11 protein-coding genes and 1 pseudogene are annotated in these 16,782 nt (G+C 67.5%); 3 read left to right on the top strand and 9 right to left on the bottom strand.

Annotated elements, in window-relative coordinates:
- Window positions 1-36: 36 nt before the first annotated feature.
- The gene (locus tag TSB10GB4_RS18085; protein ID WP_186396901.1) at window positions 37-1,452 is read right to left on the bottom strand and encodes an FAD-binding oxidoreductase; all 1,416 of its coding nucleotides are present in this window, start codon (window positions 1,450-1,452) and stop codon (window positions 37-39) included.
- 191 nt (window positions 1,453-1,643) lie between these two features.
- Between TSB10GB4_RS18085 and TSB10GB4_RS18080 the strand changes: the two genes are divergently transcribed.
- Both TSB10GB4_RS18080 and TSB10GB4_RS18075 read left to right on the top strand, forming a co-directional pair.
- Window positions 1,644-2,138 carry a thioesterase family protein gene (locus TSB10GB4_RS18080; protein WP_186396900.1) on the top strand — a complete coding sequence of 165 codons (495 nt, stop codon included), beginning with the start codon at window positions 1,644-1,646 and terminating at the stop codon, window positions 2,136-2,138.
- A 48-nt stretch (window positions 2,139-2,186) separates the two neighbouring features.
- Window positions 2,187-3,830 (top strand): chloride channel protein, encoded by a 1,644-nt coding sequence (locus tag TSB10GB4_RS18075; protein WP_186396899.1) that lies wholly within the window; start codon window positions 2,187-2,189, stop codon window positions 3,828-3,830.
- A 33-nt stretch (window positions 3,831-3,863) separates the two neighbouring features.
- Here TSB10GB4_RS18075 and TSB10GB4_RS18070 read toward each other — a convergent pair whose 3' ends face one another.
- A complete protein-coding gene (locus TSB10GB4_RS18070) occupies window positions 3,864-5,678 on the bottom strand; it encodes an aminopeptidase P family protein (RefSeq protein ID WP_186396898.1) in 1,815 nt (604 codons plus the stop codon).
- A 268-nt stretch (window positions 5,679-5,946) separates the two neighbouring features.
- On the opposite strand from TSB10GB4_RS18070, the gene TSB10GB4_RS18065 reads away from it, so the two are divergent.
- A complete protein-coding gene (locus TSB10GB4_RS18065) occupies window positions 5,947-6,171 on the top strand; it encodes a hypothetical protein (RefSeq protein ID WP_186396897.1) in 225 nt (74 codons plus the stop codon).
- A gap of 85 nt (window positions 6,172-6,256) precedes the next feature.
- Here TSB10GB4_RS18065 and TSB10GB4_RS18060 read toward each other — a convergent pair whose 3' ends face one another.
- From TSB10GB4_RS18060 to TSB10GB4_RS18030, 7 genes and pseudogenes are all read right to left on the bottom strand, one after another.
- Window positions 6,257-7,147, bottom strand: a complete 891-nt coding sequence (locus TSB10GB4_RS18060) for a 50S ribosomal protein L11 methyltransferase (protein ID WP_186396896.1) — start codon at window positions 7,145-7,147, stop codon at window positions 6,257-6,259.
- A 95-nt stretch (window positions 7,148-7,242) separates the two neighbouring features.
- On the bottom strand, window positions 7,243-9,678 hold the full coding sequence (locus TSB10GB4_RS18055; protein ID WP_186396895.1) for an ATP-dependent helicase: 2,436 nt from the start codon (window positions 9,676-9,678) through the stop codon (window positions 7,243-7,245).
- A gap of 144 nt (window positions 9,679-9,822) precedes the next feature.
- Window positions 9,823-11,991 (bottom strand): NAD-dependent DNA ligase LigA, encoded by a 2,169-nt coding sequence (gene ligA, locus TSB10GB4_RS18050; protein ID WP_186396894.1) that lies wholly within the window; start codon window positions 11,989-11,991, stop codon window positions 9,823-9,825.
- Between the two features lie 139 nt (window positions 11,992-12,130).
- Entirely contained in the window at window positions 12,131-13,804 is a 1,674-nt protein-coding gene (recN, locus tag TSB10GB4_RS18045; RefSeq protein ID WP_186396893.1) for a DNA repair protein RecN, read from the bottom strand.
- Between the two features lie 410 nt (window positions 13,805-14,214).
- Entirely contained in the window at window positions 14,215-15,081 is an 867-nt protein-coding gene (locus tag TSB10GB4_RS18040) for an outer membrane protein assembly factor BamD (RefSeq protein ID WP_186396946.1), read from the bottom strand.
- A gap of 230 nt (window positions 15,082-15,311) precedes the next feature.
- Window positions 15,312-16,262: a UDP-3-O-acyl-N-acetylglucosamine deacetylase gene (lpxC, locus tag TSB10GB4_RS18035; RefSeq protein WP_186396892.1), complete on the bottom strand. Its 951-nt coding sequence runs from the start codon at window positions 16,260-16,262 to the stop codon at window positions 15,312-15,314.
- Window positions 16,263-16,578: 316 nt separating this feature from the next.
- Window positions 16,579-16,782, bottom strand: a pseudogene (locus tag TSB10GB4_RS18030) (cell division protein FtsZ); the annotation flags it as partial.

Here is a 16,782-nt window from a genome sequence, read left to right as displayed (position 1 = left end):
GCCCTGGTCTCCCGTTCACGCGATCCGCGGCAAGCCTCAGTCCAGCCTTACGATCTTGCCCGGATTGAGGATGTTGTCGGGATCGAGAGCCTTCTTGATCGCCGCCATCATGTCGAGGCCCGCGCCATGTTCGCGGGCCAGATACTTCATCTTGCCCTGGCCGACGCCATGCTCGCCGGTGCAGGTGCCGCCCATGTCGATGGCACGCCAGTTGAGCCGTTCGATGAAGGCTTCAGTCTTGGCGATCTCCTGCGGATTGTCGACATCTACCAGCACCAGGACGTGGAAATTGCCGTCGCCGACATGGCCGACCAGCGGCGCGAGCAGGCCGTTGGCTTCGACGTCCCTGTACGTCTCGCCGATGCATTCCGCCAGCCGCGAGATCGGCACGCAGACATCGGTGGACACCCCCTTGCAGCCGGGCCGGAGGCCGAGCGCGGCCCAATAGGCATTGTGCCGCGCCGCCCACAGGCGCGTGCGGTCCTCGGCCTTGGTGGCCCAGACGAACTCGCCCCCGCCGCTGTCGCGGGCGATCTCGCCGAAGATCTCGCTCTGCTCACGCACGCCCGCTTCCGTGCCGTGGAACTCCACGAACAGCGTCGGCGTCTCCTGCAGGTCCAGCTTGGAATAGGCGTTGCAGGCGCGGATCTGGTTGGCGTCGAGCAGTTCGATCCGCGCCACCGGCAGGCCGCACTGGATGGTGGTGATCACCGCGTTGCAGGCAGAGTCAAGATCCGGGAAGGGGCAGACGCCGCCGGACACCGCTTCCGGAATGCCGTAAAGGCGGAGCGTCACCTCGGTGATGATGCCGAGCGTGCCTTCCGAGCCGACCATCAGCCGGGTGAGATCGTAGCCGGCCGCCGTCTTCTTGGCCCGCCCACCGGTATGCACGATGCGCCCATCCGCCGTCACCACGGTCAGCGCCAGCACCACGTCCTTCATCGTGCCGTAGCGCACCGCATTGGTGCCGGACGCGCGCGTTGCCGCCATACCGCCAAGGCTCGCATCCGCGCCCGGATCGATGGGAAAGAACAGGCCCGTGTCGCGCAGATAGTCGTTGAGCTGGGTGCGGGTCACGCCGGCCTCGACCACGCAGTCGAGATCCTCCGCATTGACCTGCAGCACCCGGTTCATCTGCGACACGTCGACGGAAATGCCGCCGGCCGGCGCGTTGACATGCCCCTCCAGCGACGAGCCGGTGCCGAAGGGAATGATCGGCACCTTGTGCTGCGCACAGACCTGCACCACATCGGCGACCTCTTCGGTCGAGCGGGAGAAGACCACCCCGTCGGGCGCCTGATTCGGCAGCCAGGTGGTGGTGTGGCCGTGCTGCTCGCGCACCGCCGCGGAGGTCGAGAAGCGATCGCCGAAGCGTTGCGCCAGGATCTTCAGCGCCAGGTCTATCCCCTCGTCGTTGCGCTGAACCGCCGCCTGAAGGCTTGCAAGACTCATTACTCTCTCCCGCTCGAGCGACCGCCGGCATCTCCGCCCCGTGGCTGGGCGCCTTACGCGATTTGCGTTTCCTGCCGATCTCAGACTAGGTTTGGCGCACACTAGCAAAAACGGCAATCGCGGCCAAAGACTTCCGCCCGCTTCGCCCGCGACAGGAACGCCGCGGCCGATCGCAAGGAGCCAGAAGCGCCATGTCACAGCCGACCCGCACGCCGCCCCCCTTCACCGGCTCGATCCAGACGGTCCGCAGCGAGTGGCTCGACTATAACGGCCATCTCAACATGGCCTATTACAATGTCCTCTTCGACACCGCCCTGGACGAGGCCTTCATCCATCTCGGCCTTGGGCCGGACTATGCGCGCGAGCGCGACGCCTCTTTCTTCACCGCCGAAACGCATCTGTGCTACCTGCGCGAACTGAACGGGGGAGATCCGGTCCGCGCCACCGTGCAACTCGTTGATTTCGATGCAAAGCGCGCGCATCTCTATCAGGAGCTCCATCATGCGGACGACGGGTTCCTCTCGGCGACGTCCGAGCAGGTATCGCTGCATGTCGATCTTCAGGCGCGCAAGGTGATACCCTGGCCGCAGGATGTGCTGGAGCGGCTTGAGGAGATGAGGGAGAGCCACGCGGTGCTCGGCCGGCCCGAGCGCTGCGGGCGTCGGATCTCCCTCGAGAGGCGCTGACGGGAAACGCCTCGGCCCTTGCGGGCCCGGCGGACGGCTGGACGAGCGATGACCGGTCTGCTGACGCAATTGCAACGCCTTGCCGTGCTGGCGGCCGGTTGGATCAAGCCCAACCTCCGGCTGTTCCGTTCAACACGCCTGCCGCTGGTCTGGCTGCTGGCCATCGTCATCGGCGTGCTGACGGCCATCGCCGCGATCCTCTTCCGTGTCGCCATCGGCGCCGTCCAGTGGCTGTGGCTCGGCACCGCGGAGGAAACCGTCATCACCGCCGCCGCCGGCGTCCCCTGGTGGGTGATCCTGCTGGCGCCGGCCACCGGCGGCCTGTTCGTCGGCCTCTACCTGCAGGCGATCCAGCCCAAGCAGCGCGCCGGCGGCGTGCCGGACGTGATCGAGGCACGGGCTCAAGGGGGGCGCGGCCTGCCGTTCTGGCCGGGCATTTCCTCGGCGTTCCTGACCTCCGTCTCTCTCGGCTGCGGCGCCAGCGCCGGCCGCGAAGGGCCTGTGGTGCATCTCGGCGCCACCATCGGCACCGCGCTCTGCCAGACCTTCCGCCTGCCCGACGCCGCCCGCCGCATTCTGCTCGCTTGCGGCGTCGCCAGCGCGGTCTCCGCCTCGTTCAACGCGCCGATCGCCGGTGTGCTCTTCGCTCACGAGGTCATTCTCGGCCATTATGCCATGTCCGCCTTCGTGCCGATCGTCATCGCCTCGGTGCTCGGCACGCTGCTGTCGCGCCTGTGGTTCGGCGATGTCGCCGCCTTTTCGATCCCCGAATACCAGATCACCTCGATGCTGGAGATGCCGGCCTTCGCCCTGCTCGGCCTGACCTGCGCCGCCGTGGCGGTGATCTTCCAGTTCTCGCTGATCGGCACCGACTGGGTGGCGCGCAACATCGCCATGCCGCTGTGGCTGCGCCCGGTGATCGGCGGGCTGGCGGTGGGGGCCATCGGCATCGTCTTCCCCGGCGTACTCGGCGTCGGCTACGAGGCGACAGACCTTGCGCTGCGCCAGGAACTGCCGCTGATGACGATGCTGGCGCTGCTGGTCGCAAAGACGGCGGCAACCTCCATCACCCTGGCCTCACGGTTTGGCGGCGGTATCTTCTCGCCGACGCTCTATCTTGGGGCGATGACCGGCGGCGCCTTCGGCCTCATCGCGGCGGCGGCATTCCCCGAGTTCGCCTCCTCGCACGGGCTCTATGCCATCCTTGGCATGGGCGCCGTTGCGGCCGCGGTGCTCGGCGCCCCCTTTTCCACCACCATGATCGTGTTCGAACTGACCGGCGGCTATGCGCTGTCCATCGCGCTGCTGGTCGCCGTCTCCATCGCCACCGGCCTGACCCAGGCGGTGCACGGCCGCTCTTTCTTCCACTGGCAGTTGGAAATGCGCGGCGTGATGCTCCACGAGGGCGCGCATCGCTGGGTGGTGCGCATCGTCCAGGTCTCCGACTTCGTCGAGCGGCTGCCGCGGGACGCCGAGCCGCAAACCCACGACCCGCAGACGGACGGCCCCAGCCTGACGCTCGACGACACGCTGGAAACCGCCCTGCAGCTCTTCGACGACAGCGGCGCGAGCCGGCTGCCGGTGGTCGACCGGGCCGATCCGACGAAAGTCGTCGGCCATGCCAGCCATGTGCGGGCGCTGCGCTTCTTCAATGCCGAACTGATCAGCAACCAGGTCGAGGAGCACCGCTGAGCGGCGCTCCCCCACCCGTTTCAGCGGCCCCCTTTATAACGGCGCCGTCGCCCGCTCCAGCCACGCCCGCGTCGCCTCGTCGACGAGCGGCCCGATCTCGCGCAGGACGCGCGCGTGATAGGCGTCGACCCAGGCCCGCTCCTCGGCGCTCAGCATCTCCACAACCACCGCCCGCCGGTCGATCGGCGCCAGCGTCAGCGTCTCGAAGCCGAGCATCGGCCGCTCGCCGCCTTCGATGGCCGTCGCCGGCGTCACCAGTTCCAGGTTCTCGATGCGGATGCCGTGGCTGCCGTCGCGATAGTAGCCCGGCTCGTTGGAGACGATCATCCCCGGCTCCAGCGGCGCATGGCCGGTCTTGGCGATGCGCTGCGGCCCCTCATGCACGGAGAGATAGGAGCCGACCCCATGCCCTGTGCCGTGATCGAAGTCGAGCCCGGCCTTCCACAGGGCGATACGGGCGAGCGCGTCGATCTGCGCCCCGCTGGTGCCAACGGGAAAACGCGCCGTGGCAATCGCGATATGGCCCTTCAGCACCAGCGTGAAATGGCGCTTGTGCTCCTGCGACACCGCGCCGACGGCAATGGTGCGGGTGATGTCGGTGGTGCCGTCCTCATACTGGGCGCCGGAATCGATCAGGAACAGGCTGTTTGCCGGGATCGGCAGGTTGCTGCCCCGATCGACCCGATAGTGGCAGATCGCGGCATTGGGACCGGCCGCGGAAATGCTGTCGAAGCAGATTTCCTTCAGCTTGCCGGTCTCGGCCCGGAACGCCTCCAGCCGCTCGGCAACCGCGATCTCGTCGAGCCCGCCGGCCGCCGCCGCCCCGTCGAGCCAGCACAGGAACCGGGCGAACGCTGCCCCGTCGCGCAGATGTGCGGCCCGCGCCCCGGCGATCTCGGCCGCGTTCTTCACCGCCTTGGCCTTGGTCACCGGATCCGCGCCGTGCTTCACCGTGCCGCCGGCGGCAAGCACCGCGCTCGCCAGCGCATCGCCCGCCCAGTCGGGATCGACCAGCACCGTCGCGCCCGCAGCTCCAAGCGCGCTCAGCGCATCCGTCAGCCCGCCCGGCTCGGCAATGTCGGCCAGCGCCTCCAGATGGTCGCGCGAGGCATTGGTGAGCTTGCGGGCGTCGATGAAGATCTGCGGGCGCCCTTCGCGCGGCAGAATGGCGAAGGACAGCGGCAGCGGCGTGTGCGACACGTCGCTGCCGCGGATGTTGAACAGCCAGGCGATCGAGTCTGGCTGGGTCAGGACGAAGGCATCGCCGCCGGCGCGGCGCACCTCGGCGGCCATGCGGGCGATCTTCTCCTCGGCCGCCTCGCCGGCGAAATCCAGCGGATGCACCCGCACCTGGCCGAGCGGCGGCTGCGGCCGGTCCTCCCACACCGCATCAAGCGGGTTGCCCTCGACCGCGACGAGTTCCGCCCCGGCCCGGGCGCAGGCCTCGGCCAGCCGCTTGACGCCATTGACCGTGTGCAGCATCGGATCGTAACCGAGCTTCTGGCCCGGTTGTAGCGTCTCGGCCAGCCACTCGGACGGCGGCGTCTCGATCAGGTGCATCGGCCGGAACACGGTGGTGTCGACCTGCTCGCGCACCTGGATCGTGTAGCGCCCGTCGACGAAGATCGCCGCCGCATCCGCCAGCACCACCGCCATTCCCGCGGATCCGGCAAAGCCGGTCAGCCAGAAAAGCCGCGCGTCGCTGGGCGGCACATATTCGCCCTGATGCGCGTCGGCGCGCGGAATGAGGAAACCGTCGAGGCCCCTGCGGGCCAGCTCGCGCCGCAGCGCCGCGCAACGCGCGGAACCGACGGACGGGTCGATGACATTATCGAAGGACTGGAACATGCGACGACGCTAGCGCCAATGCAGCCGTCGCGAAAGGGCATTGCACAGGAGTCGCGGCGGCTTTTGCACACCCGGCGGGCACCGGAGCGCCACGGAATTCGGCATGTGCTGCACCGCATTGCAAAATCACGCATTCGCACATGCAGCAATCGCAGCGCAGCCATGCACTTATCGACCTTTTCTCATGCGCCGGCGATCCCCATACTCTGTCTCGAGAGTTTGAGGGAGGAAGCTCTAGACAGAGACCTCGAACTGGAGACTTAAGATCATGGCCATTGCCACCACGACCACCACCGCCATCTCGAGCGTATCGCGCAGCTCTTCCAAGAGCGTGTTCCGCAAGGCGCTCGACTCGATGATCGCCGCCCGTGAGCGTCAGGCTCGCCGCTATGTCAACGGCTACCTTCTGTCGCTCGACGACGCCACGCTCGCCGCCTACGGCTACGACCGGGCGGAGCTGGAGCGCAACAGCTCGCTGACCTCCGCGTTCTGATACGGCGGTCGCTGACTGGACAGAAACGGGCTCGGCGGTTCCTCCGCCGGGCCCGTTCCTTTTGGGGCAGGCTGTTTCCGCGGTTTCAGCCCTCGTGGCGACCGCGCACCAGCGTCAGCGTCAGCCAGCCATCACGGTTCTGCCGGCGCACCAGGTGGAACCCTTGCGTGCCATAGGCGAAGAGGATGCGCGGTCCGTCCTCCTCGCGCAGGCCGGACAGGACCAGCGTCGCCGAGCGGGTCATGCGCGCCGACAGACCGGCGGCCATGCGCATCAGGGGTCGGGCGAGGATGTTCGCCACCACCAGGTCGAAGGGGCCGGCTTGCGCGAAGATGCGGCTGTCGACGCCAGCCGCCGTCGCCGTGCGCACCAGCGTACCGGCAAGATTGTGGACCGCGTTGTCGCGCGCCGTGACGGTCGCCACCGGGTCGATGTCCGTCGCCAGCACCGGCCGGCGGGACAGCCGCGCCATGGCGATCGCCAGAACGCCCGTGCCCGTACCAAGGTCCAGCATCCGCGCATAGGAACGGCGGGTCAGCAGCCGGTCGATCTCGATCAGGCAGCCCGCGGTCGTCCCGTGATGGCCGGTGCCGAAGGCGAGCGCTGCCTCGATCTCGATGGAAATGCCGGCGAGCGGGCGCTTCGCCCGGTCATGCGAGCCGTGGATGAAGAAGCGGCCCGCCTGCACCGGCGACAGGCCTTCAAGGCTCTTCTCCACCCAATTGATATCTTCCAGCTCGACCGCCTCGACCGGCGCGGCGAAGGCATCCGCGCCCAGCCGGTCCTTGACCAGATCGGCGGCCTCGCTCGCGTTCATGTCGAACAGCAAGATCTCGGCCGTCCACTCGCGCCCGTCCGCCGAGGCCTCGAACACCGTCACCGGGTTGCCGTCATCCTCGAAGTCGCGCGACAGCAGCTCGTAGATGCGCTTCGCCTCGATCTCGAGGGCGGTGATGCGGACACGGATGGTGGACATGATCTCTCCGGAGACAGGAAACGGCGCCCGCCCTATAGCGCCCGCAAGCGGGCCGCATCAATCGCATTCGCACCGGATAGCGAAACGAGCGCCGCTCAGTGCCTCTCGACGAAACTGTCGAGCACCTTCTTGCGGCCCGCCTTGTCGAACTGCACGGTCAGCTTGTTGCCCTCGATGCCGACGATCTCGCCATAGCCGAACTTGAGGTGGAACACCCGCTCGCCCATCGCGAATGCCGAAGGCGTGTCGGACACCGACTTGGCGACCAGCTCGCCCTCGATCATCCGCGGCCCGCCCGACTGCCTGCCCGACTGCCGGCCACTGGTCGACCCCATCCGCCCGGCGAACCCGCCACCACCAGCGCCGCCCTGCGCTTGCGAACGCTGCGCCCGCTGCCAGCCCGGCGTCGAATAGCTCGACTTGAAGGGATCGCGCGTGTCGAAGCGGCTGGCGCCGTATCCCCCGCCGCCATAGCCGCCGTAATTGCTGGACTGCTCCACCACCTCGACATGATCGGCCGGCAATTCGTCGAGGAAGCGCGAGGGGATCGAGCTCTGCCACATGCCGTGGATGCGCCGGTTGGAGGCGAACCAGATCTTCGCCCGCCGCCGCGCCCTCGTGATGCCGACATAGGCGAGCCGGCGCTCTTCCTCCAGCCCGGCGCGGCCGCTCTCGTCGAGCGCGCGCTGGTGCGGAAACAGCCCTTCCTCCCAGCCGGGCAGGAACACCGTATCGAATTCCAGCCCTTTGGCCGAATGCAGCGTCATGATCGACACCGCCTCGTTGCTGCCGCCCGCGTCCCGGTCCATCACCAGCGCGACATGCTCCAGGAAGCCGGCGAGCGATTCGAACTCGTCCATCGAGCGGACGAGCTCCTTCAGGTTGTCGAGCCGGCCCGGCGCCTCTGCCGAGCGATCATTGCGCCACATCTCGGTATAGCCGCTCTCGTCGAGGATGATCTCGGCCAGCTCCGTATGCGACATGGCCGGCACCAGGTCGCGCCAGCGGTCGAAATCGGCCAGCAGCATGCGCAGCGTCGTGCGCGCCTTCGGCTTCAGTTCCTCGGTCTGGCACAGGTCCGAGGCCGCCTGCATGAGCGGGATGCGGTTCGCCCGCGCATAGGCATGGACCAGCTTCAGGCTGGCCTCGCCGAGACCGCGCTTCGGCGTATTGACGATGCGCTCGAAGGCGAGATCGTCGGCCGGCTGCACGACGCAGCGGAAATAGGCCATCGCGTCGCGGATCTCCATGCGCTCGTAGAAGCGCGGGCCGCCGACCACCCGGTAGTTGACGCCGAGCGTGACGAACCGGTCCTCGAACTCGCGCATCTGGAACGACGCGCGCACCAGGATCGCCATGCTCTCAAGGCTGTGCCCCTTGGATTGCAGCGCCTCGATCTCGTCGCCGATGGCGCGGGCCTCTTCCTCGGAGTCCCAGGCGGCGGCGACGCTGACGCGCACTTCCTCGCCGTCCGGGTCGACGACGTCGGTGAACAGCGTCTTGCCCAGGCGCCCCTCGTTATGGGCGATCAGATGCGAGGCGGCGGCCAGGATATGGCTGGTCGAGCGGTAATTGCGCTCCAGCCGGATCACCTTGGCACCGGGGAAGTCGTGCTCGAACCGCAGGATGTTGTCGACCTCGGCCCCGCGCCAGCCATAGATCGACTGGTCGTCGTCGCCGACGCAGCAGATGTTGCGGTTGCCCTGCGCCAGCAGCCGCAGGAACAGGTACTGCGCGATGTTGGTGTCCTGATACTCGTCCACCAGCATGAAGCGGAAGCGGGCCTGATACTCGGCCAGCACGTCCGGATTGTTGCGGAACAGCGTGATGACATGCAGCAGCAGGTCGCCGAAATCGGCGGCATTGAGGATCGACAGCCGCTCCTGATACTGCTCGTAAAGCGCCCGGCCCTTGCCGTTGCCGAAGGAGCGCGCCTCGCCCTCCGGCACCTGGTCGGGCGTCAGGCCGCGGTTCTTCCAGCCATCGAGCTGGCTGGCGAAGGCCCGCGCCGTCCAGCGCTTGTCGTCCAGCCCCTCGGCCTGGATGATCTGCTTGATCAGGCGGATCTGGTCGTCGGTATCGAGGATCGAGAAACCGGATTTCAGGCCGATCAGTTCGGCATGCCGGCGCAGGATCTTGACGCAGATCGAGTGGAAGGTGCCGAGCCACGGCATCCCTTCCGCGCTCTCGCCGATCAGCCGCTCGATCCGCTCCTTCATCTCGCGAGCGGCCTTGTTGGTGAAGGTCACCGCCAGGATTTGGCTCGGGAAGGCCCGCCGCGTCGCCAGGATATGGCCGATGCGCGTGGTCAGGACGCGGGTCTTGCCGGTTCCCGCCCCCGCCAGCACCAGCACGGGCCCGTCCAGCGCTTCCACCGCCTCGCGCTGCTCCGGGTTCAGCCCGTCGAGATAGGAGCCGGGCTCAGGCGGCCGCGGCCCGAGCGCTGCCCGCGCGCGCGCGGCAATGCCGCTGCCGGAGGGAGTGGCGCTCCGCTGCAGGGCGGAAAGGTGGTCGCCTTGGGAATCGGGCATTGACTGTCGGATCTCGGGCTCGATGGGTTGGCTCGCGGAGCGTCTTCGCGAATCTGTTCGCTGTTTGGACCAATATAGCAAGTTTGCCGCCACTTGGCAGGGCCGAGCCCACGGAAGGCGTCCGACCGCCCGCGAAACCGCCCGTCAGCCCCCCGCCATCTCGATCCAGGCATCCTCGTCGATGACGTCGATACCTAGCTCCTCGGCTTTCTTCAGCTTGGAGCCGGCACCGGGCCCGGCGATCACCAGATCGGTCTTCTTCGACACCGAACCGGAGACTTTCGCCCCCATCGCCTCGGCGCGCGCCTTGGCCTCGTCGCGGCTCATCTTCTCCAGCGTGCCGGTGAAGACCAGCGTCTTGCCGGCGACCGGGCTGGCGCTCGCCTCCACCCGCTCCATCGCCTGCGGCCGGATCTGCGCCAGCAGCGCGTCGAGCGCCTCGCGGTTGTGGTTCTCGGCGAAGAACTCGACCACCGCCCGGGCCACGGTCTCGCCGATGCCGTCGATGGCCATCAGCTCGGCGAAGGCATCGGACGCCGGGTCCGCCGCCGCCTGCATCGCCGCGCCGAAGCTCTCCCAGTCGAGATAGTGGCGGGCCAGCAGCTTGGCATTGCCCTCGCCGACATGGCGGATGCCGAGCGCGAAGATCACCCGGTTGAGCGGCATCTCGCGACGTGCGTCGATGGCGGCGAAGAGGTTGGCAGCGCTCGTCTCGCCCCAGCCGTCGCGGTTCTTCAGCTTGATCAGCGGCGAGGCCGCATCCCGTTCCGCCAGCGTGAAGATGTCGGCCGGCTGGCGGATACCCCCCTCCTCCATCGCCAGGTCGAAGAAGAACTCCACCTGCTTGTCGCCCAGCCCCTCGATGTCGAGCGCGTGGCGCGAGACGAAATGCTTCAGCTTTTCCTTGGCCTGCGCCGGACAGATCAGCCCGCCGGTGCAGCGGCGCACGGCATCGATCCGTCCGCTCGAGGCATTGACGTCGCGCACCGCGTGGCTGCCGCAGGCCGGGCATGTGGTCGGGAAGGCGAAGGGCTCGGCATCCGCGGGTCGCTTGTCGAGATCGACATCGACGATCTGCGGAATGACGTCGCCGGCGCGCTGGATCTGCACCGTGTCGCCGACCCGGATATCCTTGCCGCCGCGGATCGGCTCGCCGGTCTGGCCGATGCCCTTGATATAGTCCTCATTGTGCAGCGTCGCGTTGGAGATGACGACGCCGCCCACCGTCACCGGCTCCAGCTTGGCGACCGGGGTCAGCGCGCCGGTGCGCCCGACCTGGATCTCGATGCCGCGCAGCACGGTGAAGGCCTTCTCGGCCGGGAACTTGTGGGCGATGGCCCAGCGGGGGGCGCGCGAGACGAAGCCGAGGCGGGCCTGCAGGTCGAGCCGGTCGACCTTGTAGACCATGCCGTCGATGTCGTAGCCGAGCAGCGCCCGCTCTTCCTCGATGCCGTGATAGGCCGCAAGGATCTCCTCGACGCTCTCGCAGCGGACCATGCGGTCGTTGATCGAAAAGCCCCACTCGCCGAGCAGTTGCACCATCTCGTATTGGGTGGCGCGCGGCACCTCGCTCATCTCGCCCCAGGCATAGGCGAAAAAGCGCAGCGGCCGCGCCTTCGTCACCTCCGGATTGAGCTGGCGCAGGGAGCCCGCCGCCGCATTGCGCGGATTGGCGAAGACCTTGCCGCCCTGCGTCTCCATCCGCGCGTTCAGCGAACGGAAGTCCTCGTGGCGCATATAGACCTCGCCGCGCACCTCGACGATGTCGGGCGCAGTATCCGGCAGGCGCTGGGGGATGTCCTCGATGGTCAGGGCGTTCTGCGTCACGTTCTCGCCGACCGTGCCGTCGCCGCGCGTTGCCGCGCTGACCAGCCGCCGCTTCTCGTAGCGCAGCGACAGCGACAGCCCGTCGATCTTCGGCTCGGCCGTCACCGCAATCGCCCCCATCAGCGGATCGAGCTTCAGGAAGCGGCGGATGCGGCCGAAGAAGTCGCGCACGTCCTCGTCGGCAAAGGCATTGTCCAGCGACAGCATCGGGATCGCATGGGTGACCTTGCCGAAGCCTTCGGCCGGTGCAGATCCGACGCGCAGCGACGGGCTGTCGGAGCGCACAAGGTCCGGGAACCGCTTTTCGATTTCGTCGTTGCGCCGCTTCAGCGCGTCATAGTCGGCATCGGAAATGACCGGCGCGTCCTCGCCGTGATAGCGCCGGTCGTGAACCGCGATCTCCTGCGCCAGCCGTTCCAGCTCCAGCGCGGCCTCTTCCAGGGTCAGGTCTTCGACGGCGCGGGACGAAAGATCGTTGTCGGACATGGGGGATCGCATCTTGCTGGCATCGGATCGTGCGGCTCGGGACCGGACGTTCGCCGCCCGGCTCGCGACAGGAAGTATGGCGCCGGGATCGGGCAAGGCAAAGGGCGGCGGCGCGCTTTTCCAGCCTTGGTTCGGCCGCTTAAGCGCGCGGCGCGTCGGCCAGCAGCCGGTCGGCCGCCGCGCGGGCCTCGTCGGTGATCGTGGCGCCGGCCAGCATCCGCGCGATCTCCTCGCGCCGGTGATCGACATCGATCCGCCGCACCCTGGTCGCCACCCGGTCCTTACCGGCATCTTCCTTGAGAATCAGGAAGTGCCCGCCCGCCTTCGCCGCCACTTGCGGCGCATGGGTGACGGTCAGCACCTGCACCTTGCCGGCAAGCCGCGCCAGCCGACTGCCGATGGCCTCCGCCACCGCGCCGCCGACGCCCGTGTCGATCTCGTCGAAGACCAGCGTCGGCGCCGAGCCCTTGTCGGCCAGCGACACTTTCAGCGCCAGCAGGAAGCGCGACAGCTCGCCGCCGGAAGCGACTTTCATCATCGGCCCCGGCCGCGTGCCCGGGTTGGTCTGCACCCAGAATTCGGCCGTGTCGATGCCCTCGCGGGATCGGGCGTCCGGGTCGCTCTCCAGGTTGACGAGGAAGCGCGCCCGCTCCAGCTTCAGGTCCGGCAACTCGCGGGAAACGGCCTCTTCCAGCGACTTGGCCGCCGCCCGCCGCCGCTCGCTCAGGGCCGCCGCCTTCGCGTCATAGTCGGCGCGCGCCGCCTCGGCCGCGGCGGCCAGGCCGGCCAGCGCCTCCTCGCCGGCATCGAGCGCGGCAAGATCGGCCTCGAACCGCTCGCGCAGGGCCGGAAGGTCGTCGACCTGCACCTGGAACTTGCGCGCCGCCCCGCGTAAGGCGAACAGCCGCTCCTCGGTCGCCTCCAGCGCGCGCGGATCGAACTCCGTCTCGCGCACCGCGGCTTCCAGGCCCGCACGCGCATCCTCCAGCCGGTCCAGCGCCTCGGCGAGGAAACCGACCGGCCCGGACAAGAGGCCGGGCGCCTGCTCGGCCTTGCGCTCCAGCCGCCGCCACAGCGCGGCGATCTCGGTAATGGGCGAGGCCGTGCCGTTCAGCAGGTCGAAGGAGTCGCCGAGATCGCCTGCGATCTTCTCCACCTGCATCATCGACTGGCGGCGATCGGCAAGCTCGGTTTCCTCGCCGGCGACCGGCGCAAGCTTCGACAGCTCCTCGGCGGAGGCGCGCAGGTAGTCGGCCTCGCGCCGCGCCGCCGCGATCCGCTCCTCCTGCTCGGCCAGCGCGCGCGCCGCCTTGCGCATCGCCGCATGGGCGCTGGCGACCGCCGCGCACTCCGCCTCGCAGCCGCCGAAGGAATCCAGCAGCCGGCGGTGCTCCGCCGGATCGGTATAGGCCCGCGCCTCGTTCTGTCCGTGGATCTCGACCAGCAGCCCGCCCGCCTGCCGCAGCAGGGCAACGCTCACCGGCGCGTCGTTGATGAAGGCGCGGCTGCGGCCGTCTTCCGCCTGCACCCGGCGCAGGATGACGTCGCCATCGGCCTCAAGATCGTTCTCGCGCAGCATCGCGCGCACCGGATGCGCCATCGGCACGTCGAAGGCGGCCGTCACCTGGCCCTGCGCCTGGCCGTGGCGCACCAGGCCGGCATCGCCGCGCCCGCCAAGGGCAAGGCTCAGGGCATCGAGCAGGATGGATTTGCCCGCGCCCGTCTCGCCGGTCAGCACCGACATGCCGGTACCGAAGGTGAGATCGAGCCGGTCGATCAGGACGATATCTCGAATGGCAAGCGCAGCGAGCATGCGAGCGGGTGACCGGGCCGGACTGGACATGTGCGGCGACGCGCACGGGAAACCGCATCAGGTGTAGCTGGTGGTGCCCCGCCCCCGCAATGCCAAACTGGCCACGCAGCGGCAAGCCATTACCGACGTGGATGCTAGTGTGGTGAATTTGAAATACGCCTCATTTTTGCAGCGTGCCGGTGAGCGTATTTCAAATTGGAAAACCACACTAGAAACATAGATTTGCTAGAGCGATTTCCGATCAGGTGGAGTCACCTGATCGATAAGAAATCGCTCCAGATTCAATACCTGGAGCATATTCTCGTCATTCAGATCGGTTCGATCTGAACGGAATATGCTCTGGTCACCCTTTGAATCTGAAGTTCGTTCAGAGCATGCCGAGACATGTGACGAACTTCAGAGTCGGGTGATTAGAGCGAGATGCCCTTGAACGCGCGGCTGATCCAGCTTCCCGAATCCTCGCTCGGGGAATAGCCGCCGGTCTTCAGCAGGCTGAAGGCGTCCTTGTACCACTGGCTGTCGGGATAGTTGTGGCCGAGCACGGCGGCCGCGGTCTGCGCCTCGTTGACGACGCCGAGCGCATAATAGCTCTCGGTGAGGCGGAACAGTGCCTCCTCGATATGGCGGGTCGTCTGGTAGTTGGTGACCACCACCTTGAAGCGGTTGATCGCGGCGATCTGGTGCTTGCGCTTCAGATAGTAGCGGCCGACTTCCATTTCCTTGCCGGCGAGTTGATCCTGGGCCGCCCGCACCTTGGCGGCGGCGTCGCTGGCATATTCGGAGTCCGGGAAGCGCTGGATGAGCTCGCCATAGGCGGCAAGCGCCCGCTGCGTCATCTCCTGGTCGCGCGTCACGTCCGGGATCTGCTTGTGGTAGGACTGGCCGATGATGTAGAGCGCGTAGGCGCTGTCCTCGCTGCCCGGATAGAGCGTCGTGAAGCGCTTGGCGGCGGTGATCGCCTCCGGATACTTGCCGGACGAGTAGTTCAGGAAGGCAAGGTTGATCAGCGCCTTGCGGGAATACTCGGAATAGGGATGGAGCTTGTCGACTTCCTGGAACTTCAGCCGGGCATCCGACAGGCGCCCCTCGTTGCGCAGCGACAGGCCCTCGTTGAACAGCACTTCCGGCGGCGTGTCGTTGGTGGAGAAGTCGTCGTCGTCCTTGGTCGAGGAACAGGCGGCAAGGGTGATCGCAAGCAGGGCGACAGAGGCGATCCGGGCCTTGCGCAGACCGCTGGACACGGTTTCCCTCGCCTTGGAACTCGACACTGCCACCATCACGTCAACTCACTCCTCGAACTCGGACCTGTTCGGCCCGCCCGGACAATCCGGAGTGACCGGCGGGGGCACCGTGATGGCGCGCCCTCGGGTCCGATCTGCGCGTGTTCTAACGGAAAACACCCGACCACGTCACGCCATGTGAGGGACATTTGTCGCTTTTTTGTGGCCTGTCGTTTTCGGCGATGTCGTTTTCGCCATGCCGACGCGGCCCGCTCGCCCAGGATCGCTCAGGAGGCGCCCTGCGCCATCGCCAGCATCGGCATTTCCAGGACCGGCGCCATCACCGGCCGCTCGAACGTGCCCTCGACGATCTCGAAGGCGTCCTTGCCGGCATTCTCGAACAGCTCGACCAGGATGGCATAGTTCATCCGGTGGCCGCCCTTGTAGGAGCGATAGAGCCCCAGGAACGGCAGGCCGGCCAAGGCCAGGTCGCCGACCGCGTCCAGCATCTTGTGGCGCACGAACTCGTCGCGCCAGCGGGTGCCTTCCGGGTTCATCACCTTGCCGTCGGAGATCGCCACGGAATTGTCCAGCGACGAGCCGAGGGCAAAGCCCATCGACCACAGCTTCTTCACGTCCTGCACCGATCCGAAGGTGCGGGCGCGCGACAGCTCGGTGCGGAAGTTGCCCGGCGTCAGGTCCAGCACCATCGACTGGCGGCCGATCACCTCGGCATCGAAATCGATGGTCACGTCGAAGCGGCAGCCCTCATGCGGGCGCAGCTCGCACCAGGCGCTGCCCTGGTCGACGCGAACGGCCTTCTTGACGCGGATGTAGCGGCGCACGGCCGTCAGCCGGCGAAGCCCGACCGAGTCGATCGCCTCGACGAACGCATCGGAGCTGCCGTCCATGATCGGCATCTCGGGTCCGTCCATCTCGACGATGGCATTGTCGACGCCAAGACCGCGCAGCGCCGCCATCAAATGCTCGACCGTCGAGACCCCGCCGGTGGCCGGATCGCCGAGGACGGTGCAAAGGGCGGTGGCGGAGACGGCGCGCCAATGCGCCGGAAACTCGATCTCGGCGCCGGTCTGCGGATTGCGGTTGGTGAAGACGATGCCCGTGCCGGGATCCGCCGGATGCAGCGTCACCTCCGCCCGGTTGCCGGAGTGAACGCCGATTCCCTGCAGAGAGACGGAACCGGCCAGTGTCGTCTGCCGGTCGGAAGATACCTTCATCACCAGATCGCCCTGTCTGCGAGATCCTGAAACTGCGGGACCCTGAAACGCGTCCGCGATGGCGAGGCCGATTGGCCCCGAAACCGCCGAAGGACCGGCTGCCGGAAGGCCACGCGCGATTCGCGAACCCCGTCAATCGCAGGGTGACCATACGGGTTGTGGTGAGGGATCAGAAATAAAGCTTTGTTACGATATGTAACGTTTTACAGAAAAAGAGAGCATTGAAATATCTAAGAAAATTCTGATGCGCGCACGAGGGCGGGCGATCCGGTGAGGAGCCGGATCGCCCGTTGAGGGAGTGTCGCGAGCCTCGCCGTCAGGTGGCCTGACGGCGCAGGAACGCCGGGATCTCCAACTGGTCCTCTTCCGACAGGTTGCGCGGCTGCGGCGCCGGGCGACCGGTCAGATCAAGCTGGCCGGCGGCACCCTGGGCGGCCGGGCGCGCCGGGGCCGGACGCATCACCGGCTGGGCCTGCGGCTGGGCCGGGCGCTGCGGCATGGCGGCGCGCGGCTGGGCGGC

Origin of the sequence: Stappia sp. TSB10GB4 (genome assembly GCF_900185745.1) — a bacterium.
In the GTDB taxonomy this organism is placed as follows: domain Bacteria; phylum Pseudomonadota; class Alphaproteobacteria; order Rhizobiales; family Stappiaceae; genus Stappia.
Note: the sequence above shows the minus strand (reverse complement) of the source record. Positions and strands in the feature narration are given on the sequence as shown.

Bases quoted from the DNA above. Each gene is read 5' to 3' on its own strand.
- TSB10GB4_RS18085 (WP_186396901.1), bottom strand. From the start codon at position 1,452: ATGAGTCTTGCAAGCCTTCAGGCGGCGGTTCAGCGCAACGACGAGGGG.
- recN (WP_186396893.1), bottom strand. From the start codon at position 13,804: ATGCTCGCTGCGCTTGCCATTCGAGATATCGTCCTGATCGACCGGCTC.
- TSB10GB4_RS18055 (WP_186396895.1), bottom strand. From the start codon at position 9,678: ATGCCCGATTCCCAAGGCGACCACCTTTCCGCCCTGCAGCGGAGCGCC.
- TSB10GB4_RS18075 (WP_186396899.1), top strand. From the start codon at position 2,187: ATGACCGGTCTGCTGACGCAATTGCAACGCCTTGCCGTGCTGGCGGCC.
- TSB10GB4_RS18080 (WP_186396900.1), top strand. From the start codon at position 1,644: ATGTCACAGCCGACCCGCACGCCGCCCCCCTTCACCGGCTCGATCCAG.
- ligA (WP_186396894.1), bottom strand. From the start codon at position 11,991: ATGTCCGACAACGATCTTTCGTCCCGCGCCGTCGAAGACCTGACCCTG.
- TSB10GB4_RS18060 (WP_186396896.1), bottom strand. From the start codon at position 7,147: ATGTCCACCATCCGTGTCCGCATCACCGCCCTCGAGATCGAGGCGAAG.
- TSB10GB4_RS18040 (WP_186396946.1), bottom strand. From the start codon at position 15,081: ATGGTGGCAGTGTCGAGTTCCAAGGCGAGGGAAACCGTGTCCAGCGGT.
- lpxC (WP_186396892.1), bottom strand. From the start codon at position 16,262: ATGAAGGTATCTTCCGACCGGCAGACGACACTGGCCGGTTCCGTCTCT.
- TSB10GB4_RS18065 (WP_186396897.1), top strand. From the start codon at position 5,947: ATGGCCATTGCCACCACGACCACCACCGCCATCTCGAGCGTATCGCGC.
- TSB10GB4_RS18070 (WP_186396898.1), bottom strand. From the start codon at position 5,678: ATGTTCCAGTCCTTCGATAATGTCATCGACCCGTCCGTCGGTTCCGCG.